The following is a 22,733-nucleotide window of genomic DNA, read 5'->3' on the forward strand; positions in this document are numbered from 1 at the left end:
TGGCTTGATGGGAAGACACGATGAAAGCAAGAGCGCTTCTAGGCACCCTGACCCTCGCGTCGCTAGTCCTGGCCCCCGGGGCCCAGGCGCAGGCACCCGAAACGCGAGTGACCGTCAAGGATTTCCGCGTCACAGGCAACACCTTGTTGCCGCAATCGGTGATCGATGCCGAGCTGGCGCCCCATCGAGGGCAGCGAAGCCTGGCGGAACTGAAGAAGGCCGCGGCGGCGGTGCAGCGCCTGTATGCCGACGCCGGCTATGGCGCGGTGATCGCCTACCTGCCGGCGCAGAACAGCGCCGACGGCATAGCGACGATCGCCGTGGTCGAAGGGCGCATCGCCCGGGTCATCGTTGCCGGCAACAAGGCCTTCGACGACGACAACGTGCGCCGCAGCCTGCCGGCCCTGAAGACCGGCACCACGCCCATGATTCGCGAGCTGGATGCGGCCATTGCGCTGTCCAACGAAAACCCGGCGCGCCAGGTCGCAGTCACACTGGAGCCTGGCGCGAAAACTGGCGAGGTGGACGCCCGTGTGCAGGTCAGCGAGCAGGAGGCCCTGCGGCTGAATGCGGGGCTGGAGAACATCGGCAACGCCAACACCGGCCGCTGGCGGGCCAATCTGGGCGTCATGCATGCGGCGCTGTGGGGGCTGGATCATCAGTTGGCCCTGCAGTTCCAGACCTCGCCCGATCACCTCAAGGCGGTGCAGGTCCTGAGCCTCAACTACCGGGTTCCGTTCTACGAGCAAGGCCTGACCCTCGACGCCTTCGGCGCCTACAGCAATGTGGACGGCGGAACCACCAGCACGGCCGTGGGTCCACTGCAGTTCAGCGGTCGCGGCAACGTGTTCGGGCTGCGCCTGGGCAAGCCCCTGCAACGCTGGCGCGAGATGCAGCAGCGGGTCGGCGTTGCGCTGGAACACAGATCCTTTCTGAACGACTGCTCCATCGCGGGCCTGCCTCCCGGCGTCTGCGGCAGTGCCGGCGCGAGCGTCGCGGTGCAACCCTTGACCGTCGAATACAGCGTGCAGCGCAGCGGCGACCTGCCTTTCTACGCCAATGCATCGCTGAGCAGCAACCTGGGACTGGGCGGGGCGAACGGCTCGGTCGCCGATTTCAACGCCGTGCGCCAGGGCGCCACACGACGCTACAGCGTGATTCGTGGCGGCGGCAATGTCTCGATGCCGATCGGCAAGCAGTGGCAGGCTCAGCTGCGCCTGAGTGCGCAATGGACGCCTGACGCCCTGGTCACCGGCGAGCAGTTCGGACTGGCCGGGGCCACCACCTTGCGGGGCTACGAGGAGCGCGAGGTGACGGGCGATGTCGGCGTGATTGCATCGGTGGAGCTGATGGGACCCGCGATGGCGATCAGCGACGCCCTCGGGTCGGCGCGGTTGCTCGGTTTTGTCGATGCGGGCAAGGTCTGGAACCGGCTCGGCACGCCGTGCCGCCAGCTCAACACCGAATGCCCGCTTGCCTCGATCGGCCTGGGCCTGAGGATAGGCGGGCAGGCCTTGCAACTGCGACTCGACGTCGCGCATGCCCTGAGGCAGGGGCAGCGCACGGACCGCGGCGACGACCGGGTCCATTTCGCAGCCACGTATTCGTTCCGCTGAGACCACGAGGGGTAACACCATGAACGGTTCAACGAAGCGCTCGCAAGCCGGGGTGCGCCCTGCAAGCCGCCAGCCGGTGCTTGGCCGGATGGCCGTCGCGGCCATGCTGGCGGCCTGGTCCTGCGGCAGCAGCGGTGCAGGCACTCTTCCCACCGGCATGACCGTGGTCTCGGGCCAGGCCCAGACCAGCCAGACGGCCAACGGCCTGACCATCTTCAACAGCCCGAACGCGATCCTGAACTGGAACAGCTTCTCGATCGGCGCCGGCAACAGCGTGCGCTTCGAGCAGGCCAGCGCATCCAGCCAGGTGCTCAATCGGGTGGTCGGCAACGATCCCTCGTCCATCCTCGGCAGCCTCAGCAGCAACGGACGTGTCTGGCTGATCAATCCGAACGGCGTGCTGTTCGGACAGGGCGCCCGGGTCGACGTCGCCGGCCTGGTCACGTCCACGCTCAATCTCAACGACATCGACTGGCTGGGCGGCAACTACCGGTTCGGTCGTGGCAGCGCCGATCCGGCCAGCATCGTGAATGAGGGCCAGATCCGCACCAGCCTGGGCGGCAGCGTGATGCTGCTGGGGGCCGAGGTCGTCAATCGCGGTACGGTCGAGGCGCCCGGCGGCCAGGTGCTGGTGGCAGCCGGTGACAGCATCGAGCTGCTGGATTCCGGGGCGCCCAACGTCGGCGTGCGCGTGGCGGTCAAGGCGGGCCAGGTGCTGAACCTGGGCACGCTGGCGGCGTCCGGAGGACAGATCGACATCCATGCGGCCAGCGTCAACCAGCAGGGCCTGGTGCGGGCCGATGCCCTCGAGGCCGGCTCGGGCGGCCGCATCGTGCTGCGTGCCAGCGACGACTTGCTGGTCAGCGGCCGCGTCGATGCCAGTGCCCAGGCGGGCCAGGGCGGGCAGGTGAGCCTGCTCGGCCGCCAGGTCGGCCTTCTGGCGGGCGCCAGCGTCGACGTGTCGGGCGCAACCGGCGGCGGCCAGGCCCTGGTCGGCGGCGGTGCCCAGGGCAAGGACGCGTCAGTGCCCAATGCCGAGGCGGTCTACATCGCGCCGCAGGCCATGCTGAACGCCGATGCCACCGGACTGGGCAACGGCGGCCGGCTGATCGTCTGGAGCGACCAGGCCACGCGCGCCTTCGGCAGCTTCAGCGCGCGGGGCGGCGCCCTGGGAGGCGACGGCGGCTTTGTCGAGACCTCGGGCGGCTACCTGGATGCGCGCCCCAGCTTCATCGATGTGTCGGCGCGGCGCGGTGCAGCGGGCAACTGGCTGCTGGACCCCTTCAACTTCACCGTCACCGACAACGCCATCGATCTGGGCTTTGACTTCAGTTTCTCGGCCATCGGCAACAACGCGACCATGGCCTCGGCCACGCTGCTGGCGGCTCTCAATGCGGGCACCAACGTGACCCTCACCACCGGCAATGGCGGGGCACAGGCGGGCGACATTACCTTCTCGGGCGCCAACATCAGCGTGACGGCGCTGACGCCCGGCAGTCTGACCCTGATTGCCGACCGGGACATCGTGTTCACCAACAGCAATCTGCACAGCAGCCTGGGGGCCATGCCGCTGACGATGCAGGCGGGACGGGCGGGCTCCGGTGCGATCAGCCTGCGCAATACCTCGATCATGCTGGCTGGCGGCAACATCAACCTGACCGGCTTCGGCACCGCGCTGGATGCCAATGGGGGTTCGCATGCGGCGGCGTCGGCCGGTCCGGCGGGTCTGTTTGGCGTCGAGATCAGTGGCGTGTCGCTGGAGACATTCAACGGCAGCGTCAACATCGCGGGCGCCAGCCAGTCGGCCAACAGCATCGGCGTGTATGTGGACGGCAGCTCGCTGGTCAAGGGCTCGCAGGTCGCCATCGTCGGCGACGGCGGTGCCGGGCGCGGCGTGGTGGTGAGCGGCAGCGTTGATGCCGGGTCATCTTTGGATCTGCGGGGCCGCGGCCAGACCGGCGGTATTGCGTTGATGGACTTCGCCTCGCTTCAGGCCCAGACGGCTTCGCTGTCCGGACGCAGCACCGGCAATGGCTACGGCGTGATGTTCAGCTCGCCCAATGGTGAAGGCTCCATGCTGTACGGCCTGAGCGGGGCGTTGAACATCATGGGCGCGAATGCCGGGGGCGGACCGGCCGTGTTGCTGATCGGCAATTCCGGCGCGCCGCAGGATCTCATCGATGCCCAGGGAGGCACGACGGCCGTGCTGACCGCGGCACCAGGATCCGGCGGCATGTTCGTGCAAAGCACCGGCATCCACATGCCGTCGGGTGGCCTGACACTCAACGGTGCCGGCAGCCTGCAGATGAGCCAGGCCTTCACCCAGGGCACGGGCGCCCTGCGGCTGCGCGCCGATTCGATCTCGCTGAGCAACGGCACGCAGCTGCGCTCGGACGCCGGCGGTGATGCGATCACCCTGGCCAGCTCGTCCGATGCCGGCCTCAGCAGCTTCACCAATGCGGCAGGCGCGAGCGCACTGCAGACGTCGGCGGGTCGCTGGATCGTGTTCGGACACGACATCACCGACGTCGCCAATTTCCAGCCCGGCGGCCTGGTGCACGACTTCAAGCGCTACGGCGGCGCCTTCGGCAGCTGGGCCGGAGATTCAGGCAACGGCCTGGTCTTCGAGGTGTCACAGCTGGCCACGGTCACGCTGACCGTGCAGCCCAAGGTCTATGACGGCAGCACCCTGGCCAGCTTCGTCGGTGGCAGTGCCACGGGCGTACTGGGCGATTCGGGCGTGCTGTCCGGCACGGCCGTGCTGAATTTCAACAACCCCAATGCAGGCGCTCTCAAGCCGGTGATCCTCAGCGGCAACGATCCGGTCAGCATGCACGACGCCCAAGGCAAGCCGGTCTACGGCTACGGTGTCACCAGCAATCTGTTCGGCGACATCACGCCCAAGACCATCAGCGGCAGCGTGCTCGCCGCCAACAAGGTCTACAACGGCAATCTCATCGGCAGCGCCAACGTCACGGCCCTGACCGGCCTGGTCGGCACGCAGACGGTCAACGTCACCGCCACGGCGAACTTCCTGGACAAGAACGTCGGCAATGCCAAGCCGGTTTCGCTGGTCTACCAGGTGCAGGATGGCGCCAACGGCGGCCTGGCGGCCAACTACAGCTTCTCAGGCCCGGCCAGCAGCAGCGCCGACATCACGCCGGCGACGCTGGTGGTCCAGGGCCTGTCGGTCAACAACAAGGTCTACGACGCGACGGTTCAGGCCACGCTGAACGGCGCGCCCTTCGTCACGGCCTTCGGCACCGATGTGGTTTCGTTGTCCGGCCTGGCCAGCGCCAGCTTCGTCGACAAGAACGTCGGCCAGAACAAACCGATCAACCTCAGTGGCCTCGTGCTGGCAGGTGCCGATGCCGGCAACTACCTGCTGCAGCCGGTGGGCAATGTCACGGCCTCGATCACGCCGCTCGCCCTGACGGTCAGCGGCCTGGTGGCGCAGAACAAGACCTACAACGGCAACACCGCCGCCACCCTGACCGGCACGGCGCAGTTCACGCCGCTGGCGGGCGATCAGGTGACGGTGCAAGGTGCCTTTAGCGGCAGCTTCGCCGACAAGCAGGTGGGTACCTCGAAGCCGGTGACCTTGACCGGCGGTGTGCTGGGCGGTGCCGATGCCGGCAACTACACCCTGCAGCTGGCCGGCGCGCTGTCGGCTGACATCCTGCCGGCGGCCCTGCTGGTGTCCGGCGTCTCGGCGCAGAGCAAGGCCTATGACGGAACGACCACGGTCACCTTCCTGGGCCAGCCCACGGTGACCGCCTTCGGCAACGACCAGGTCAGCCTGGTGGGTCAGCCCTTCGGCGCCTTCGTGGACCGCAACATCGGCATCGGCAAGAGCGTGTCCTTGGGCGGCCTGGTCCTGGCCGGTGCCGACGGCGGCAACTACACGCTCGCCTATCCCGCCCTGTTCGCCGACATCACGCCAATGATCCTGTACATCACCGGACTGACGGCGGCCAGCAAGGTCTATGACGCCGGTCTGGGGACCACGCTCACGGGTACGCCGGCGTACGCGGCCCTGCCGGGCGAGCAGGTCGTGCTGGGTGGCGTGGCCATCGGCAACTTCATGGACAAGAACGTCGGGCAGAACAAGCCCATCGTGCTCAGCGGTCTGACCCTGTCCGGTGCCAATGCCGGCAACTACGTGGTGAAGGCCGCGCCCAGCCTGGTGGCCTCGATCACGCCGGCGCCGCTGCAGGTGACCGGGGTCGGTGCGCTCAGCCGCGTCTACAACACGACCACCGGCGTCAGCCTGACCGGATCGCCGGTCATCGCCGCCCTGGGCGGCGACCAACTCAGTCTCGGCGGCCAATTGCAGGCTGTCTTTGCCGACAAGAACGCCGGCGTCAACAAGCTGGTGCTGACCAGCGGGCTGACGCTGGGCGGTGCGGACGCCGGCAACTACACGCTGCTGCAGCCGGTGGTGCGCGCCACCATCACGCCGGCACCGCTGGCGGTCACCGGCGTCACGGCCAATGACAAGGTCTACGACGCCACCACCACGACGACGCTGTCCGGCCAGCGCCTGTTCACGCCGCTGGGCAACGACCAGGTGACCGTCAGCGGCGGCGTCGGCATCTTTGCCGACAAGAACGTCGGCAATGCCAAGCCGGTGACCAGCGGCGGCTTCGTCCTGGGCGGGGCCGACGGTGGCAACTACACGGCGGTGGGCCAATCCACGCTGAGTGCCAGCATCACGCCGGCCACGCTGCGCTACCTGGTCGATCCGCTGATCATGTTCAGCGACGACCCGCTGCCGGTGCTTTCCGGGTCCGTCGTCGGCTTCTTCGGCGGCGACAACGTGGCCAACTCGACGACCGGCACGCTGCGCTTCTCGCTGTCGGCGGAAGGGGGCCTGGTACCCGGCATCAATGCGGTGGTCGGCTCGGGGCTGCAGTCGTCGAACTATGTCTTCATCCAGGATGTGTCCAACGTCAAGGCGTTGACCGTCGGCGGACCGCGGCCCACGGCCAACCTGACCAGCGACGCCACGGCATCGCTGAGCCTGAGCCTGCAATCGCTGGGCAGCCAGCAGCAAGGCAGCAAGGACCCCGCCAGCGCCGGCCTGCTCGACACCACCCAGCCGCCGGCCAGCGCCGTGGCATCGCCCGATGCGATTGCTGCCCAGGCAGGGCGCTTCGCGGCCGTCAACGTGGGTGCGATGACGCAGGACGCCCTGGCATCGCTGCTGGCCGCCCGCGAGCGCTACATGAAGAACCTGTTCGCCCAGGCCTCGGCCCGTCTGGCCCAGGATCCCAAGCTGGCCGACGTGGGCGAATGCCAGCGCATCGAGGACGCCCAGGCCGGTACCTGCCTGATCGGCGAAACCATGAAGCGCGAGATGCAGGCGGCGGCACAACGGCTGACCGTGCCCGAAGGTGCGGTGGTGTCGGCGCCGCCGACACCGGCTCCGGGCCCTGCGGCGGCACCGGCGCCGACCCCGGCCCAGGCGGCGGCGCCCAAGCCGGCCGCACCGGCCGTCGTGGCCAAGGCCGCGCCCACGCCGCTGGCGATCAGGCGCAAGGTCACCACGGCAGCCCTGCCGCAGATCGAGCGCAAGGTGGCGGTCTTCATCGGCGTCAACAGCTACTCGGACAGCAGCATTCCGCAGCTGTCCAATGCCGTGGGCGACGCGCGCGCCGTGGCGGCCATGTTCGAGTCGGCCCTGGGCTATGAAACCGTGGTGGTCGAGAACGCCAGCAAGCAGGCGGTGGTCACCACGCTCAACAAGCTGGCGCTGGAAATGGGTCCCCGGGACTCGGTCGTGGTCTATTACGCCGGTCACGGCGAGCTGGTCGAGGCCACCGGCCAGGGCTACTGGCAGCTGTCCGACAGCGATGCCAAGCGGCCGGAGACCTGGCTCTCCAACACCGACATCGCCAGGGCCATCGCCAACATCGGCGCGAGCCAGGTGGCGTTGATCTCCGACAGCTGCTACTCCGGTTCCCTGGTCTCCGACGAAAGGGTGCGCGTGATGGCCGGCAAGCCCGATCCGGCGCAGCTGCTGGCGCGCAAGTCCGTGGTCGTCATGTCGTCGGGCGGCAACGAGCCGGTGTCCGACGAGGGCAAGCAGGGCCATTCACCGTTCGCCTGGAGCCTGATGAACACCTTGAAGCAGGTGTCGAACTGGCAGGTCGGCGGCAATGTGTTCGAGCGGGTCCGCTTTGCCGTGGCGCGCGAAATGCCGCAGCGCCCGCGCTATGGCGCCTCGGCGTCGGCCGGACACCAGACTGGGGGGGATTACCTGTTTGAGCAACGTCAGCTGGAAGCCGCACAATCGCCCAAGCCTTGAAGGAGTGACGATGATGTCCAAGAAGCTCTTGCTGGTGCTGTTCGGCGCCTTGCTGATGAATCTGGGCGCCCAGGCTCAGCCGACCGCCGCGTCGGCACCGCCGGTGCTGAAGGCCTCCCAGGTCACCGAATCGGCCTTGATTGACGCGCTGGCGCTGGAGCCGCCCGAGGGTGCCAGCGGCGCCACGCGCGGCTTCCGTCCGGCGGCCAAGGGCGGTGCGCCGGTCAAGGCGGGGCCGGGCAAGGCCAGCCTGCTGATCACCTTCGGCACCGATTCGGCCGAGCTGAGCACCGAATCGCAGGCGGCGCTGGAAGTGGTGGCCAAGGCCTTGCAGTCCGATGCGCTGGCGGGCTTCATGTTCCGCGTGGAAGGCCATGCCGATGCCCGCGGCGATGCGGATCGCAACCTGAAGCTGTCGCAGGCGCGCGCTGAATCGGTGGTCAACATGCTGAGCTCGCGCTTCGGCATCCTGCCCGAGCGGCTCGAGGCCATTGGCAAGGGTTCGTCCGAACCGATGAATCTGAGCAAGGTCGATGCGCCCGAAAACCGCCGCGTCACCATAGTCACGCGTCGCTAGGCGCTCGGCCGTGAGCCGCCACGCCCCGCCCAATCTCAGCGGGCCGGGCTACCGGCGCAAGTCGGCGCCCGGATCTTCGCGTCGTCGTCAGCGCTGGGCGGCCTTGGTGCTCCTGGGCTTGGTGCTGGCCCTGGTCCTGGCCTGGCGCTTGTGGCCGGCGGAATCGCTGCCCGGTCCGCTACGGCCCGCCCTGCAGCTGGAGGCCGTTGCCGCTGAAGACGTCGATGAGCTGCTGGCGGCGCGCAGCAGCGATTGGCGGATGCGGCGGCTGCGCAGCAATCCCGCCATCCTCGTGATCGAGTTCCCCAACCTGACCGCCCAGGGCATGGCCCTGAACCGCATGGCAGCCTGGGTGGAGAAGGTCGGCGGCGAGCGCGAGCGACTGCTGGGCGATACCGAGCTGGTGCAGCTGCTGGAACGCAGTGGCGACACGGTCGGCAGCTTCCTGCAAGGGCACGACTATCCGGCCGCGCGCCTGGCCCGCTTCTTCCGACTCTCGAGGACGGTGAAGCTGAATGCCGAAGAGCTGCGCCTGCGCGGCCTGCTGACGCATGCCGGTTTGCTGCGTGAGGTCGATGGCGTCTGGCAGGCGGTCTCGGCGCAGGCCCTGATCACCTTCACGGCCGAGCAGGCCGACGACCCGGCCACGCCGGCCGACGAAGGATTGGATGCGGTGCGCCGGGCCTCGGTGCTTCGCCATGAACTGAGCCATGGCGAATTCTTCACCCGACCCGACTATGCGGCGCATTGCTGGCAGGTCTGGCGCGAGCGCTTCAGCGAAGCCGAGCGAGCCCAGTGGCGCCGCTATCTGGCGGCCCAGCACTACAACCTGGCCGACGAGGAGCTGATGGTCAACGAGATGCAGGCCTTGCTGCTGCACACCTCGGATGCCCGGGCCTTCAACGCGGCCAGCCTCGGTGTCAGCGAGGCTGTCTTGAACGACATGCGGGAGCGCCTGCGCCGCGCCCCACCTTGAGCCGGCCGTTGACCGATCAGTGGCCCGGCGTGTAGATCTGGTCGAACACGCCGCCGTCGTCGAAGTGGGTCTTCTGGGCGCTGCGCCAGCCGCCGAACAGCTCGTCGATGGTGAACAGCTTCACCGAGGCGAACTGTTTCGAATACTTGGCAGCCACCTTGGCGTCGCGCGGCCGGTAGTAGTTCTTGGCGGCGATTTCCTGGCCCTCGGCGCTGTACAGATAGTCCAGGTAGGCCTGGGCCTGCTTGCGGGTGCCGTGCTTGTCCACGTTCTTGTCCACCACGGCCACCGGCGGCTCGGCCAGGATGGAGACGCTGGGCGTGACGATCTCGAACTTGTCACGACCGAGTTCCTTGACCGCCAGGTAGGCCTCGTTCTCCCAGGCGATCAGCACATCGCCTATGCCGCGCTCGACGAAGGTGGTGGTCGAGCCGCGGGCGCCCGAGTCCAGCACCTTGGTGTTGGCATAGATGCGCTTGACGAAGGCCTTGGCCGAATCGGCATTGCCGCCCGGCTGCTGCAGCGCATAGCCCCAGGCCGCCAGGTAGTTCCAGCGGGCGCCGCCCGAGGTCTTGGGGTTGGGCGTGATCACCTCGATGCTGCTGCGGGCCAGATCCGGCCAGTTGTTGATCCGCTTCGGGTTGCCCTTGCGCACCAGGAACACGATGGTCGAGGTGTAGGGGCTGGCGTTGTTGGGCAGGCGTTTCTGCCAGTCGGCCGGGATCAGCTTGGCCTTGTCGTGCAGCGCGTCTATGTCATAGGCCAGGGCCAGGGTCACGACGTCGGCCTCCAGGCCGTCGATCACCGAGCGGGCCTGCTTGCCCGAGCCACCGTGCGACTGCTTGACCGCGAGCTCTTCGCCGGTCCTGGCCTTCCACTGCCTGGCGAAGGCGCTGTTGAAGTCCTGGTAGAGCTCGCGGGTCGGGTCGTAGGAGACGTTGAGCAGGGCGGCGCCGGCCTGGGCGTTGGAGGCGATCAGCGTGGTGGCGGCCAGCAGGCCGGCGAGCAGGGTGCGGGTGGCTTTCATGGGTCTCTGGGCTGGGTTGCGTTTGGGTTGATCGGATTCTGGGGAGCAGGCCGTCCGGCGTGAACCAAGAAGATCTGCTTTGCTTTGCAGCGCTTCATTGCAGCGCTTCACTGCCGTGCGGAATCGACGGCCCGGCGGTCCAGCGGTGGCGCAAAGGTCTCGATGAAGGCATAGGCGTAGTCGCGCAGATAGCTGTCGCGGCGCACCGCCAGGCGGGTCAGGTTGTCGGCGAACAGATGGCGGGCATCGACCGCATGCAGGTGGCGGTCGCGCTCCTCGTCGTAGGCGATGGAGGCGACGATGCCCACGCCCAGGCCCAGCTCCACATAGGTCTTGATCACGTCGGCATCCATGGCCGCCAGCACCACCTTGAGCGGCAGGCCCGCGGCGCTGAATGCCGCGTCTATGTGGCCGCGGCCGGTGTAGCCCAGCTCGTAGGTGATGACCGGGTAGGCGGCCAGCCGCTCCAGCGTCAGCTCGCCCTGCGACAGCTCATGGCCCTGCGGCAGGATGAGGCTGTGGGTCCAGCGGTAGCAGGGCAGGGCCAGCAGCTCGGGATGCAGGGCCAGGTCTTCGGTGGCTATGCCAACGTCGGCCTCGCCGTCCAGCAGCAGCCGTGCCACCTGCTGCGGCGAGCCCTGCTGCAGCTTCAGTTCCACCTCGGGATGCTGCTCGCGGAAATCGCGCACCACCGGCGGCAAGGCATAGCGGGCCTGGCTGTGGGTGGCGGCGATTCGCAGCAGGCCCTGGCTGGCCTGGGCAAAGTCCGCGCCGGCCCGGCGCAGGTTCTCCGCATGGACCAGCAGCTGCTCGACGATGGGCAGCACCTGGCGGCCCGGTTCGGTCAGGCCGGTCAGGCGCTTGCCGGAGCGGTGGAAGATGGCAATGCCCAGCTCCTGCTCGAGTTCGCGGATCTGGCGGCTGACGCCGGGCTGGGAGGTGTGCAGGGCTTGCGCCACCTCGGTCAGGTTGAAGCCGCGGCGCTGGGCTTCGCGGACGGATCGCAGTTGCTGGAAGTTCACGATGGCAAAGAGGAGGCAGGTAGAAATCTCGTTATGCAGATTTCATTCTTGCCAGCCGCCGCTCGCCTGTCCTCCAAGAAATTCTGCGAAGCAATGCCTCAGACGGCGAAATTCCATTCGCGGAATTCGGCGTGCAGCGGCCGCTGGGCACGCGCCGCCCGCGAACGTGCCGCCTCCACCCAGCGCCTGGCCAGCGGCAGGGGGCCGAAGCCCGCTTCGCTGTTGATATGGCCCACGTCGCCCAGGTTGGTGTAGTGGGCGCCCCAGCGCGTGGCCCAGCGATCCAGGTCGGGCGTGGCGTAGTCGCGCTGCACCACGCGGCGGGCATCGCGGTACTGCCGCTGCAGCCAGCTCTGCCAATGCGTGGGGCCGCTGTCGCGCAGGCCGGGAATGATCAGCAAACGGGGTTGTCGGTACATCGCTTTCTCCGAGTTGGATCAGGCCTCAAGACTAGGAGGCGTTCATCAAGTGGTGAACGAAGCGAATCGAGGCTGCTTCCTCGTCTGGCGCATGGCGGCGACTAAGCCCGCTTCAGCCCTCGGCGCCCAGCGCGGCGCGCACCGTTTCCTCGTCCAGCTCGGCCCGGCATTCCTGCAGGAAGCGGTAGGCGAATCCGCGCAGGTAGTGGCCGCGCTTGAGGGCGATGCGGGTGGTGTTGGTAGGGAACAGGTGCTCGGCTTGAATCAGCCGCAGGCCCGGGTCGCGCTGCGGTTCGAAGGCCATGGCGGCGATCACGCCCACGCCCAGGCCGACCTGCACATAGGTCTTGATCACGTCGGCATCCAGGGCCGAGAGCACGATGTCCGGCGCCAGGCCGGCCTCGGCAAAGGCAGCGTCAATGCGGCCGCGGCCGGTGTAGCCCTCGTGGTAGGTGATCAGCGGTTGCTCGGCCAGTTGCTCGAGCGTCAGCTCGCGTGCGTCGGTCAGCGGATGGTGGCTCGGCACGACGACCGCATGCTGCCATTCGTAGAACGGGAAGGTGACGAAGCCCGGGTCCTGGTCCAGGGCCTCGGTGGCAATGCCTATGTCGGCCTCGCCGCTGCGCAGCAGCTCGACGATCTCGGCCGGGTTGGCCTGCAGCAGCACCAGATGGACCTTGGGGAAGGCGGCCTTGAAGCGGGCCACCACCTGGGGCAGGGCATAGCGGGCCTGGGTGTGGGTGGTGGCAATGGTCAGCTGGCCCGACTCGGCATCGGCGAACTGGCCGGCCAGGCGCTTGATGTTGCGGGCGTCCAGCAACATGCGCTCGACGATCTGGGCCAGCTCCTTGCCCGGCGCCGTGAGGCCCAGCAGGCGCTTGCCGCGGCGCACGAACAACTCCACGCCCAGCTCATCCTCCAGGTCCTTGATGTGCTTGGACACACCGGACTGCGAGGTGAACAGCGCGTTGGCGACCTCGGTCAGGTTGTAGTTCTGCCGGACCGCCTCGCTGATGATGCGCAGCTGTTGGAAGTTCATGCGCTGAAGACCTGCTCGCGGCTGGCCGTCAGGCGAACCGCCTGGCCGACCGCCAGTTGCAAGGCCTCGGCCTGCGGGCGGGGCAGCTCGGCTTCGAGGTGGCCGCCATCGGCGCCGACCAGCTCGACGCGGCTGGTCAGCCCGAAGCTCAGGACGCGCGCGACGGTGGCCGGCCAGCCGGTCGCACCGGCCTCGGTGTGGACCTGCATCTCGTGAGGGCGGACGAAGGACTGCCGCCCGGCGTCGGCGAAGCGGTTCGCGGCGCCGAGAAAGCCGTAGACGAAGGGCGTGGCCGGCCGCTCGTAGACCTCGGCCGGCGTGCCGACCTGCTCGACCTTGCCATGGTCCATCAGCACCACGCGGTCGGCCACTTCCAGCGCCTCCTCCTGGTCATGCGTGACGAAGATGCTGGTGATGTGCAGCTCGTCGTGCAGGCGGCGCAGCCAGCGGCGCAGTTCCTTGCGCACCTTGGCATCGAGCGCGCCGAAGGGCTCGTCCAGCAGCAGCACGCGCGGCTCCACGGCCAGGGCGCGGGCCAGGGCGATGCGCTGGCGTTGGCCGCCGCTGAGCTGGGGCGGGTAGCGGTCGGCCAGCCAGTCGAGCTGCACCAGCTGCAAGAGCTCGTGGACCTTGCGGCGGATCTCGGCCTCGCCGGGCCGCTGGCCGCGCGGCTTGACCCGCAGGCCGAAGGCCACGTTGTCGAACACGGTCATGTGGCGGAACAACGCGTAGTGCTGGAACACGAAGCCGACCTGGCGCTCGCGCACATGGGTCTCGGAGGCGTCCTCGCCGTCGAGCAAGACCTGGCCCCGGTCGGCCGTCTCCAGGCCCGCGATGATGCGCAGCAAGGTGGTCTTGCCGCAGCCCGAGGGGCCCAGCAGGGCGACCAGCTCGCCGGTCGGGAAGTCCAGCGTGACGTCGCCCAGGGCGGTGAAGCTGCCGAAGCTCTTGTGGATGTTCTTGACCTGGATGCTCATGGCGCTTCCTTGACTGGGGCGTGGGCACGCCATTCGACAAACTGTTTGAGAACGAGGGTCACCAGGGCCAGCAGGGCCAGCAGCGAGGCCACTGCAAAGGCGGCGGCGAACTGGTACTCGTTGTAGAGGATCTCCACATGCAGAGGCAGCGTGTTGGTCTGGCCGCGGATATGGCCGGACACCACCGACACCGCGCCGAACTCGCCGAAGGCGCGGGCATTGCAGAGGATGACGCCGTAGAGCAGGCCCCATTTGATGTTGGGCAGGGTCACGCGCCAGAAGGTCTGCCAGCCGCTGGCGCCCAGCACGGTGGCGGCCTCTTCCTCGTCGCGGCCCTGGGCCTGCATCAGCGGTATCAGCTCGCGGGCGATAAAGGGGAAGGTGACGAAGACGGTGGCCAGCACGATGCCGGGCACGGCGAAGACGATCTTCCAGTCATGTTCCTGCAGCCAGGGTCCGAACCAGCCTTGCGCGCCGAACAGCAGCACATAGACCAGGCCGGCCACCACCGGCGAGACCGAGAACGGCAGGTCGATCAGCGTGATCAGCAACTGCTTGCCGCGGAAATCGTGCTTGGCGATGGCCCAGGCGGCGCTGACGCCGAACACCAGGTTCAGCGGCACCGAGATCGCGGCGGCCAGCAGGGTCAGCTGGATCGCCGAGACTGCATCGGCCTCGACCAGGGCGGCGAAGTAGACCTCCCAGCCCTTGCGCAGCGCCTCGGCGAACACGGCCACCAGCGGTAGGAGCAGGAACAGGCCGAAAAACCCCAGGCCCAGGGTCAGCAGCGCGCGGCGCACCCAGGGCGATTCGCGCGTGGCCGGGTTGGCCTGGTAGCGGACCCGGCCGCGGAGGCCTGGCGACATTGAGAGGGATGCACTCATTGAGATGATGGCAATTGAGCAGCGGAATCAAGCGGCGTCCGAGGATCCGGCTTTGCCGGGCCTGCGGACGTGCCCCCTTGAGGGGGCGCGCGAAGCGCGTAGGGGGTGGGTCATTTCTGGCGGGCACTCCAGGCCTGCAGGCCGTTGATGCCCAGCAGCAGCGTGAAGCTGAACACCAGCATCACGGCAGCGATGGCGGTGGCGCCCACGTAGTCGTACTGCTCCAGCTTGGAGATGATCATCAGCGGCGTGATCTCGCTGACCAGGGGGATGTTGCCGGCGATGAAGATCACCGAGCCGTATTCGCCCACGGCCCGCGCAAAGGCCAGGGCGAAGCCGGTCAGCAGGGCCGGCAGCAGCATGGGCAGCAGCACCAGGCGGAAGGTCTGCCAGCGCCGGGCGCCGAGCGAGGCGGCGGCTTCTTCCAGCTCGGTCTCCAGGTCTTCCAGCACCGGCTGCACCGTGCGCACCACGAAGGGCAGGCCTATGAAGATCAGGGCCACCAGCACGCCCAGCGGCGTGAAGGCCACCTTGATGCCCAGCGGCTCCAGCCACTGGCCCATCCAGCCGTTCTTGGCATACAGCGCGGTCAGCGCAATGCCGGCCACGGCCGTGGGCAGGGCGAAGGGCAGGTCGATCAGCGCATCAACGATCTTCTTGCCCGGGAATTCATAGCGCACCAGGCTCCAGGCCAGGATCAGGCCGAACACCAGATTGATGGCGGCAGCGATCAGCGCGGCACCGAAGCTCAGCCGGTATGAGGCCAGCACCCGCGGCGAGGTGGCGGCGGCCCAGAAGGCATCGAAGCCATGGCCGGCCGACTTGATGAACACCGCCGACAGCGGGATCAGCACCAGCAGCGACAGGTAGAACAGCGTGTAGCCCAGCGTGGGCGCAAAGCCGGGCAGCACGCGGCGCGGCCTGCGCTTGCGCTGGGGCGCAGCAGCTGCGTCATCGTTGCGGGGCAGGGCGAGGGCGGTCATCGGGGCGGGCCGGGTTGCGAAGGACCGCATCCTGCCGCCGCGCGCTTATTCGACGAAGAACAGTTTTTGAATTTGCTTATCCGGAATAAGCAAATGAGCCGGGCTGATAAGCCGGCGGGTTCTCTTCAGTAGTGCGGCGGCAGCTCGTCGCGCAGATTTCGCGTCGTGCCGCTGCCGGCCTCGCCATGCTGCGTGCGCAGTTGCAGCAGCTCGCGCAGCAGCAGCTCGATCTGGGCTTGCTGCCTGCTGACCAGCTCGTTCAGGTGGTCGACCAGGTCCTCGTTGAAGCTGGCCTTGATCTCCAGCTCGGTGATGCGCGCTTCCAGGGCCTGCAGCTTGTCGTCCTTGTCCATGGCCGGTATTGGATCACGCGGGCCGGCGCTGCCGCGCTTCCAGCGCATAGGCCAGGCGCGAAAGGCCGAAGCACATCAGGAAGTAGCAAAGTGCCAGGCAGCCATAGACCTGCAGCGGCATGGTCAGGACCTGGTTGTTGATCTGGCCGGCCACGAAGCTCAGCTCCGACAGGCCGATGATGGTGCCCAGCGAGGTCTCCTTGATGGTGGAGACGAACTGGTTGACCAGCGAGGGCAGCATGTGGCGCAGCGCCTGCGGCAGCATCACCAGGCGCAAGACCTGGCCCTCCGAAAGGCCCAGCGAGCGCGCCGCCAGCCATTGGCCTCGGGGCAGGGCCTGCAGCCCGGCGCGCACGATCTCGGCCAGGTAGACCGCGTCGAACACCACCAGGGCGGTCAGCATGGTGGCGAACTGGTCGGTCTTCTGGCCGGTGACCACCGGCAAAAAGAAATAGGCCCAGAACACCACCATCAGGAGCGGCGTGCCGCGCACCACGAAGACCAGGGCCGAGACCGGCCGGCGCAGCCAGGCGCGCTCGCTGCTGCGGGCAATGCCCAGCAGCACGCCCAGCGGCAGCGCAAGGATCAGCCCCAGGCTGGCCAGCACCAGGGTCAGGGCCAGGCCGCCCAGCGGCCCGTTCGGATACTGGCCGACCAGGAAGTACAGCCAGTAGGTATCGACGAGTTCGGTGAAGCTGGACATCTCAGTGGCTCAGCCTCACGGGATAGCGACGCTGAAATCCCTCGGCCAGGGCCGTGATCAGGAGCGAGATCATGAGGTAGCCGCCGGTGACGACGGCAAAGGTCTCGAAGCCGCGGAAGCTGGCCGACTCCACGCGCTGGGCCTGGGTCATCAGCTCGGCCGTGCCTATGACGGTGGCGATGCTGGTGTTCTTCCAGAGGTTGAGCGTCTGCGAGATCAGCGGTGGCACGGTGATGCGCAAGGCCTGGGGCAGGATCACCCAGCGCATGGCCGAGCCCCAGGACAGGCCCAGGGCGCGGGCCGCATCGACCTGGCCGCTGGGTACGGCACGCAGGCCGGAGCGTATGTCCTCGCCCATGTAGGCGGCGGTGTAGAGCGTCAGCGCGATGACGGCGCTGACCGCTTCCACATTGCCGGCATAGAGCCAGCTCTTGACGCTCTCGGGCAGTGCTTCCGGCGCGCCGAAATACCAGAACAGCAGATGGACCAGCAGGGGCACGCTGCGTATCGCCTCCACATAGGCCCAGCCCAGCGCGCGCAGCGGCGCGAAGGGCGAGAGCCGCAAGAGGGCGACCACGGTGGCGAGCGGCAGGGCGAAGACCAGGGTGAGGCCGGTCAGCTGCAGCGAGAACAGCCAGCCGGCCAGCAGCCAGTCGGCATAGTCGCCACGCAGCAGCAGGCCGAAGTCGAGATGGGGCATGCGGACGCGGCGGGCTTCAGTCGGCGACCTTGTCGCTGTCTATCTTGTAGGTCCGTTTCGGGTATTGCAGCTTGCTGGCCGGGCCGTACCACTTCATGAACAGGCGCTCGGCCTCGCCCGAGCCTTCCAGGCCGCGCAGCACCTCGTCGACCAGGGCCTTGAAACCGGCCTCGCCCTTGCGAAGGCCCAGGGCCAGCGGCTCGTTGCTGATGTTCTGCGGCAGGATCAGGTACTGGTCCTTGGCCGGGCCCAGGTTGCTGAACTGGCGCAGCAGCGACACCTCGTCGTTGACGAAGGCCAGGCCCTTGCCCTGGGCCAGGGCCTGGAAGGCGAGCAGGCCGTTGTCGAAGGTGACCACCTCGACATTGGGGATGGCCTTGCGGGTGTTGGGCTCCTGCGTGCCGCCCTTGACCGTGATGACCTTCTTGCCGGCCAGCTGGGCCAGGGCGGTGATGCCGCTGCTCTTCTTGACCATGGCCTGCTGGCCGGTCACGAAGGTGGTCAGCGAGAACGCGATCACGGCCTCGCGCTCCTTGTTGTGGGTCAGCGAGGCGGCCAGCAGGTCCACGCGGCCCTGCTGCAGCTCGGGAATGCGGGCGGCCACGGCCATCTGCTTGAGCGTCAGCTTGACTCCCAGCTTGGCAGCGATGGCGCGCGCCAGGTCGACCTCGTAGCCGATGATCTCGCGGGTCTTGGGGTCGATGAAGCTGTTGGGCTCGTCCGTGCCCAGCACGCCGACCACCAGTTCGCCGCGCTGCTTGATGTCGGCCAGCTGGTCGGCCTGGGCCGGCGGGCTGGCGAGGCCCAGGGACAGGGCGAGCAGGGCGCCGAGGCGGCAGTAGCGGGCAAGGAGGCGGTTCATGGCAGGTCCGTGGCGTAGGGATTGGCTTGGCGCGCAGCATAGCCAAGCGCCAGGACAGCGCCAACCGGACCGGCCCGGGCCGCGGGCGTTCAGCGTTGCTTGCGGCGCTGCTGGCGGACCCAGAACATCAGGCCCAGGCCCAGCGCCGCCGGCAGCGCCGGCTCGGGCAGCTCGCCGGTGATGGTGGCCTGGGTCAGCAGGATGTCGCGGCTGCCGGGGGCATTCAGGTCCACCAGGCCGGAATAGAAGTTCGTGCCGTTGCCGGTGCTGACCGGGTCGCCCAGATGCCAGTTCGCCAGATAGGCGGCCGTGCCGCCGTAGCTGTATTCCAGCGCCGAGCCGGCGCCGAAGTCATGCATGGCCGACAGCGAGAGCTGGGGCGCCACGGCCGTGCCCAGATTGCCCAGGGCCATGTCGAACAGATTGAGGTTGAAGCGCACATTGCCGGTGAAGGGATTCGCTGCGTCGGCCCACCAATGGGCGGTCCAGGCGCCGGTTACGCCGTCGAAGTTCAGCTGCACCTTGCGCAGGTCGCCGACCGAACTGGTGTCGCCGGCCGGATCGGTCCACTGCACTTGCAGTGGGCCGGCGCTCGCGACCGGGGCGGCCAGCGCAAGACACAAGAGGGGGAGCAGGCGGGCGGGGTACTTCATGGCGGCGTTCCGTGGCGGAGGAAGGAGGTGGCCCCAGCTTAGGTCGCAGGTGCAATCGCGGGTGACCGCCGGTCGCTGGGCGCACGCCGTCCGGGTAGGCTGGTCGCGATTCGTGACAAAGTTCGCACTTCGTCTTCTCCTCAAACGCCCACGGAGGCCGCGCATGCAAAGACTGACCGCCCAGGACTTCCAGCCCGAACTGCTCAAGCTCTTCGACCTCTATGTGCATGGCGATCTCAGTCGCCGCGGCTTCATAGACCAGGCGGCCCGCGTGGCCGGCGGCACGGCGGCGGCCACGGCCGCGCTGGCGGCGCTGAGCCCGCAATTTGCCGCCGCCCAGGTGGTCAAGCCGGACGACACGCGCATCGCCACCCGCAAGCTCAGCTTCGATTCACCGCAGGGCAACGGCCAGGTGGTCGGCTACCTGGCGCGGCCGTTCAACACCCAGGCCAAGCTGCCCACCGTGCTGGTGGTGCATGAAAACCGCGGTCTCAATCCGCACATCGAGGACATCACCCGCCGCCTGGCGCTGGACGGCTTCCTGGCCTTCGCACCCGATGCGCTGGCGCCGCTGGGCGGCTATCCGGGCGACGAGGACTCGGCCCGCAATCTGTTCGGCAAGCTGGATGCCGCCAAGACCCGCGCCGACTTCGTGGCCGCCGCCCGCGGCCTGCTGGGCCTGGCCGAATGCAACGGCAAGCTGGGCGCCGTGGGCTTCTGCTTCGGCGGCGGCGTGGTCAATTACCTGGCCACCCAGCTGCCCGAGCTGACCGCCGGCGTGCCTTTCTACGGCGGCCAGGCGCCAGCCGAGGAGGCCGCCAGGATCAAGGCCTCGCTGCAGCTGCACTACGCTGCCAACGACGAGCGCGTGAACGCCGGCTGGCCCAAGTACGAGGAAGCGCTCAAGGCCGCCGGCGTGCGCTACGAGGCCCATGTCTACCCGGGGACCCAGCACGGCTTCAACAACGACACCACGCCGCGCTTCGACGCCGCCGCGGCCAAGCTGGCCTGGGATCGCACGATCAGCTTCTTCAAGCAAAAGCTGGGCTGAGCAAGGGCCGAACAAGGGCATACTCGCGGCCCGAGTCTGTCCTCTGTCCACCAGCCCATGCTCGTCGATCAACTGAAGGCCGAGAACGAAGCGCTGCGCCGCCAGCTGGATTCGCTGCTGGCCGCGGCGCGATCCAACGACGAAAAGATGAGGCGCTTCGATCAGCTGGAGCAGGCGCTGATCGCGGCCGACACGCTGCCGGCCCTGCTGCAGCTGCTGCTGGGCGAATACCGTTCGGCCTTCGGCGTGGAGCAGATCAGCCTGAGCTTGGTGGACCGCGAAGGCGAGCTGCGCCGCCTGTTCGAGGGCGACCCGCCGGCCCTGGTGGCCCTGATGCAGACCGGCCTGCGCCTGCTGGACTCGGCGGCGCCGCTGCAGCAGATGCACGAGTTGCCCTGGAAGCCCTGGCTGGGGCCGTACCAGTCGGTCCGGCATTCGGCCCTGTTCGACGAAGTGCCGGCCCGCGTGCTGCGCTCGGTGGCCCTGCTGCCGCTGAGCCGCCATGGCCAGCTGATAGGCAGCCTGCATTTCGGCAGTGCCGACCCGCAGCGCTACGAGAGCGGCACCGGTACGCACTTCCTGGAACGGCTCAGTGCTATCACTGCGGTCTGCCTGGAAAGCACCTTGAACCAGGAGCGGGTCAAGTTGGCGGGTCTGACCGATGCCTTGACGGGTGTTCACAATCGGCGTTATTTCGAGCACCGCCAGATGGTCGAGATCAGCCTGGCGATCCGTTATCGCCATCCGCTGGCCTGCATGTTCCTGGACGTCGACCACTTCAAGCGCATCAACGACGGCCATGGCCATGGCGCCGGCGATGCCGTGCTGCGCCAGATGGGGCAGCTGATCCAGGGCCAGCTGCGCCTGGGCGACACGATCGCGCGCTGGGGCGGCGAGGAATTCGTCGTGCTGCTGCCGCGCACCCATGCCGCGCATGCCGCCGAGATTGCCGAGCGCATCCGTGTCGCCATCGCCGCCCGGCCGCTGCCGCTGCCCGGTGGCGGCAGCTTGCCGGTCACCGCCTCGATCGGCGTGGCCATGCTGCGCATAGACCCGAAGCTGCGCGAGCCGCGCCTGATCGCCGAAGGCCTGCTGAAGCAGGCCGACCAGGCGCTCTATGCGGCCAAGGAAGGGGGGCGCAACCGGGTGGTTCGTGATGTCGACCCGGGCTCCTTCACCGCTACCGACTGAAGGACATGGGCAAGCAGGCGGTCGCCGTCGACGACACCGAGGCCCGCATCGCCGGCTTCATCGCCGCCTACGACGCCCGCATGATCGAGGAGATCGCCGACTGCCGGCGCCGCATGCAGGCCCTGTTTCCGCGCGGCATCGAGTTCGTCTACGACAACTACAACTCCCTGGTCTTCGGCTACGGTCCCAACGAACGCGCTTCGGAGGCCGTGCTGTCGCTGGCCTGCTTTCCGCGCTGGGTGACCCTGTGTCTTCTCTGGGGCGTGAAGCTGCCGGATCCCAAGGGCCTGCTAAAGGGAGAGGGCAAGCAGGTGCGCAGCCTGCGCCTGGCCGAGCCGGCCGATCTTGAGAATGCCGATGTGCTGGCCCTGATACGGGCCGCGATCCAGCCCAGCGAGGCGGCGCTGTCCGCAGCACCACCGCTGCGGACCGTGATCCGCGCGGTGTCGGTGAAGCAGCGGGCGCGGCGGCCCGGCCGTTGAGCCCGGGTAGACTGGCCTTTCATGTCGACGTTAGGGCTTGGCCGAGACGTCGCGCAACCCATCCTCGCAGTTCCATCCTCTGGAGATTTCATGAAACATGTCGTCCTGTTTGTGCTGGCTGCGGCCGCGACCGGCCAGGTTCTGGCGGCCGGCAAGCCCTGCGAAGAGCTGAAATCGGAGATCGCCGCCAAGCTCGATGCCAAGGGCGTCAAGGACCATGTGCTGGAGGTGCTGCCGCTGGACCAGGCCTCGGACAAGAAGCAGGTCGGTACTTGCGAAGGCGGGACCAAGAAGATCGTTTACGCCAAGAAATGAGCGCGGCCAAGGGCCGCGTGAGGCCGGCGGAGCTGCCAGCTCAAGCGCTGCTGCAGGCTTGTCGGGAGTCGGGTGCCTTCACCGACTGCTATGCCACGGAGCTGGCCAGCAGCCACAGCCATGCCGACTTCGTGGCGGCCTTCTACTCGACCTCTTTGTTCAAGCTGGAACGCTGGCTGATCGCCTGCTTGCTGAAGCGGCCGGCCAGCGACGCCGATGCACGAGCGCTGGGCGCGGGCCGGCTTGAGCATTTCGCCGCCTGGCGTGTCGAAGGACGGGCGACCGACCAGCTGCTGCTTTGCGACATCGCCGGCCGCACGCGCTCCTGGTTGATGGTCGAACCGCTGTCCGAGGGGCGGGGCACCCGGCTGCTGTTCGGTTCAGCCGTCGTGCCCCATGTCGACAAGGCCACCGGCCAAGCGAGCATGGGCTGGATGTTCAGTGCACTGCTGGGCTTTCACAAGCTGTATTCGCGGGCGCTGCTGGCCTCGGCAGCGAGGCGGCTCGAGGCCGCCTCCTGAGCGCTTCTCGCCCCTTGGCCTACTTCAGTGAGCAGACTTGCGGCTTGGTGTTCGCCGCGTTGGTCTTGCGGT

General features: G+C 68.0%; 21 protein-coding genes. 9 read left to right on the top strand and 12 right to left on the bottom strand.

Going from position 1 to position 22,733, the window contains the following annotated elements; genetic code table 11:
- Window positions 1-20 precede the first annotated feature (20 nt).
- Genes QT382_RS01465 through QT382_RS01480 form a run of 4 tightly spaced genes read left to right on the top strand, consistent with a single transcriptional unit; the run spans window position 21 to window position 9,479 of the window.
- A complete protein-coding gene (locus QT382_RS01465) occupies window positions 21-1,616 on the top strand; it encodes a ShlB/FhaC/HecB family hemolysin secretion/activation protein (protein ID WP_289252273.1) in 1,596 nt (531 codons plus the stop codon).
- Window positions 1,617-1,635: 19 nt separating this feature from the next.
- A complete protein-coding gene (locus QT382_RS01470) occupies window positions 1,636-7,926 on the top strand; it encodes a YDG domain-containing protein (protein WP_289252274.1) in 6,291 nt (2,096 codons plus the stop codon).
- A gap of 13 nt (window positions 7,927-7,939) precedes the next feature.
- Window positions 7,940-8,503, top strand: coding sequence for an OmpA family protein (locus QT382_RS01475; protein WP_289252275.1), 564 nt, complete (start codon window positions 7,940-7,942; stop codon window positions 8,501-8,503).
- Window positions 8,504-8,513: 10 nt separating this feature from the next.
- Complete coding sequence (locus QT382_RS01480) at window positions 8,514-9,479, top strand: hypothetical protein (RefSeq protein ID WP_289252276.1); 966 nt, start codon at window positions 8,514-8,516, stop codon at window positions 9,477-9,479.
- A gap of 16 nt (window positions 9,480-9,495) precedes the next feature.
- Here the strand turns inward: QT382_RS01480 and QT382_RS01485 are convergent, their stop codons facing one another.
- The 12 genes from QT382_RS01485 to QT382_RS01540 form a co-directional block, all read right to left on the bottom strand.
- On the bottom strand, window positions 9,496-10,506 hold the full coding sequence (locus QT382_RS01485) for a sulfate ABC transporter substrate-binding protein (RefSeq protein WP_289252277.1): 1,011 nt from the start codon (window positions 10,504-10,506) through the stop codon (window positions 9,496-9,498).
- 107 nt (window positions 10,507-10,613) lie between these two features.
- Window positions 10,614-11,528 (bottom strand): CysB family HTH-type transcriptional regulator, encoded by a 915-nt coding sequence (locus QT382_RS01490; protein WP_289252278.1) that lies wholly within the window; start codon window positions 11,526-11,528, stop codon window positions 10,614-10,616.
- A gap of 98 nt (window positions 11,529-11,626) precedes the next feature.
- A complete protein-coding gene (locus tag QT382_RS01495) occupies window positions 11,627-11,947 on the bottom strand; it encodes an alpha/beta hydrolase (RefSeq protein WP_289252279.1) in 321 nt (106 codons plus the stop codon).
- Window positions 11,948-12,059: 112 nt separating this feature from the next.
- Window positions 12,060-12,986 carry a CysB family HTH-type transcriptional regulator gene (locus QT382_RS01500; protein WP_289252280.1) on the bottom strand — a complete coding sequence of 309 codons (927 nt, stop codon included), beginning with the start codon at window positions 12,984-12,986 and terminating at the stop codon, window positions 12,060-12,062.
- Complete coding sequence (locus QT382_RS01505; RefSeq protein ID WP_289252281.1) at window positions 12,983-13,963, bottom strand: sulfate/molybdate ABC transporter ATP-binding protein; 981 nt, start codon at window positions 13,961-13,963, stop codon at window positions 12,983-12,985. The genes QT382_RS01500 and QT382_RS01505 overlap by 4 nt, the downstream gene beginning before the upstream one ends.
- The gene (gene cysW, locus QT382_RS01510) at window positions 13,960-14,829 is read right to left on the bottom strand and encodes a sulfate ABC transporter permease subunit CysW (protein WP_289252282.1); all 870 of its coding nucleotides are present in this window, start codon (window positions 14,827-14,829) and stop codon (window positions 13,960-13,962) included. Before cysW ends, QT382_RS01505 begins: the two co-directional genes overlap by 4 nt.
- A gap of 128 nt (window positions 14,830-14,957) precedes the next feature.
- Window positions 14,958-15,830 carry a sulfate ABC transporter permease subunit CysT gene (cysT, locus tag QT382_RS01515; protein WP_289252283.1) on the bottom strand — a complete coding sequence of 291 codons (873 nt, stop codon included), beginning with the start codon at window positions 15,828-15,830 and terminating at the stop codon, window positions 14,958-14,960.
- Window positions 15,831-15,955: 125 nt separating this feature from the next.
- Window positions 15,956-16,183 (bottom strand): SlyX family protein, encoded by a 228-nt coding sequence (locus QT382_RS01520; protein WP_289252284.1) that lies wholly within the window; start codon window positions 16,181-16,183, stop codon window positions 15,956-15,958.
- A 13-nt stretch (window positions 16,184-16,196) separates the two neighbouring features.
- Window positions 16,197-16,886: an amino acid ABC transporter permease gene (locus QT382_RS01525; RefSeq protein WP_289252285.1), complete on the bottom strand. Its 690-nt coding sequence runs from the start codon at window positions 16,884-16,886 to the stop codon at window positions 16,197-16,199.
- Between the two features lies 1 nt (window position 16,887).
- Complete coding sequence (locus QT382_RS01530) at window positions 16,888-17,586, bottom strand: amino acid ABC transporter permease (RefSeq protein ID WP_289252286.1); 699 nt, start codon at window positions 17,584-17,586, stop codon at window positions 16,888-16,890.
- Window positions 17,587-17,602: 16 nt separating this feature from the next.
- Window positions 17,603-18,448, bottom strand: a complete 846-nt coding sequence (locus QT382_RS01535; protein WP_289252287.1) for an ABC transporter substrate-binding protein — start codon at window positions 18,446-18,448, stop codon at window positions 17,603-17,605.
- 89 nt (window positions 18,449-18,537) lie between these two features.
- Window positions 18,538-19,101: a hypothetical protein gene (locus QT382_RS01540; RefSeq protein WP_289252288.1), complete on the bottom strand. Its 564-nt coding sequence runs from the start codon at window positions 19,099-19,101 to the stop codon at window positions 18,538-18,540.
- A gap of 163 nt (window positions 19,102-19,264) precedes the next feature.
- Here QT382_RS01540 and QT382_RS01545 point away from each other — a divergent pair, with 163 nt between their 5' ends.
- From QT382_RS01545 to QT382_RS01565, 5 genes are all read left to right on the top strand, one after another.
- Window positions 19,265-20,152 carry a dienelactone hydrolase family protein gene (locus tag QT382_RS01545; protein WP_289252289.1) on the top strand — a complete coding sequence of 296 codons (888 nt, stop codon included), beginning with the start codon at window positions 19,265-19,267 and terminating at the stop codon, window positions 20,150-20,152.
- A 57-nt stretch (window positions 20,153-20,209) separates the two neighbouring features.
- Window positions 20,210-21,343, top strand: coding sequence for a GGDEF domain-containing protein (locus QT382_RS01550; RefSeq protein ID WP_289252290.1), 1,134 nt, complete (start codon window positions 20,210-20,212; stop codon window positions 21,341-21,343).
- A gap of 5 nt (window positions 21,344-21,348) precedes the next feature.
- A complete protein-coding gene (locus QT382_RS01555; protein WP_289252291.1) occupies window positions 21,349-21,825 on the top strand; it encodes a DUF1801 domain-containing protein in 477 nt (158 codons plus the stop codon).
- 90 nt (window positions 21,826-21,915) lie between these two features.
- Window positions 21,916-22,140 (top strand): DUF1161 domain-containing protein, encoded by a 225-nt coding sequence (locus QT382_RS01560; protein WP_289252292.1) that lies wholly within the window; start codon window positions 21,916-21,918, stop codon window positions 22,138-22,140.
- Complete coding sequence (locus tag QT382_RS01565) at window positions 22,137-22,661, top strand: hypothetical protein (protein WP_289252293.1); 525 nt, start codon at window positions 22,137-22,139, stop codon at window positions 22,659-22,661. The genes QT382_RS01560 and QT382_RS01565 overlap by 4 nt, the downstream gene beginning before the upstream one ends.
- Window positions 22,662-22,733: the final 72 nt, after the last annotated feature.

Origin of the sequence: Pelomonas sp. SE-A7 (assembly GCF_030345705.1) — a bacterium.
Taxonomy (GTDB): domain Bacteria; phylum Pseudomonadota; class Gammaproteobacteria; order Burkholderiales; family Burkholderiaceae_C; genus JAUASW01.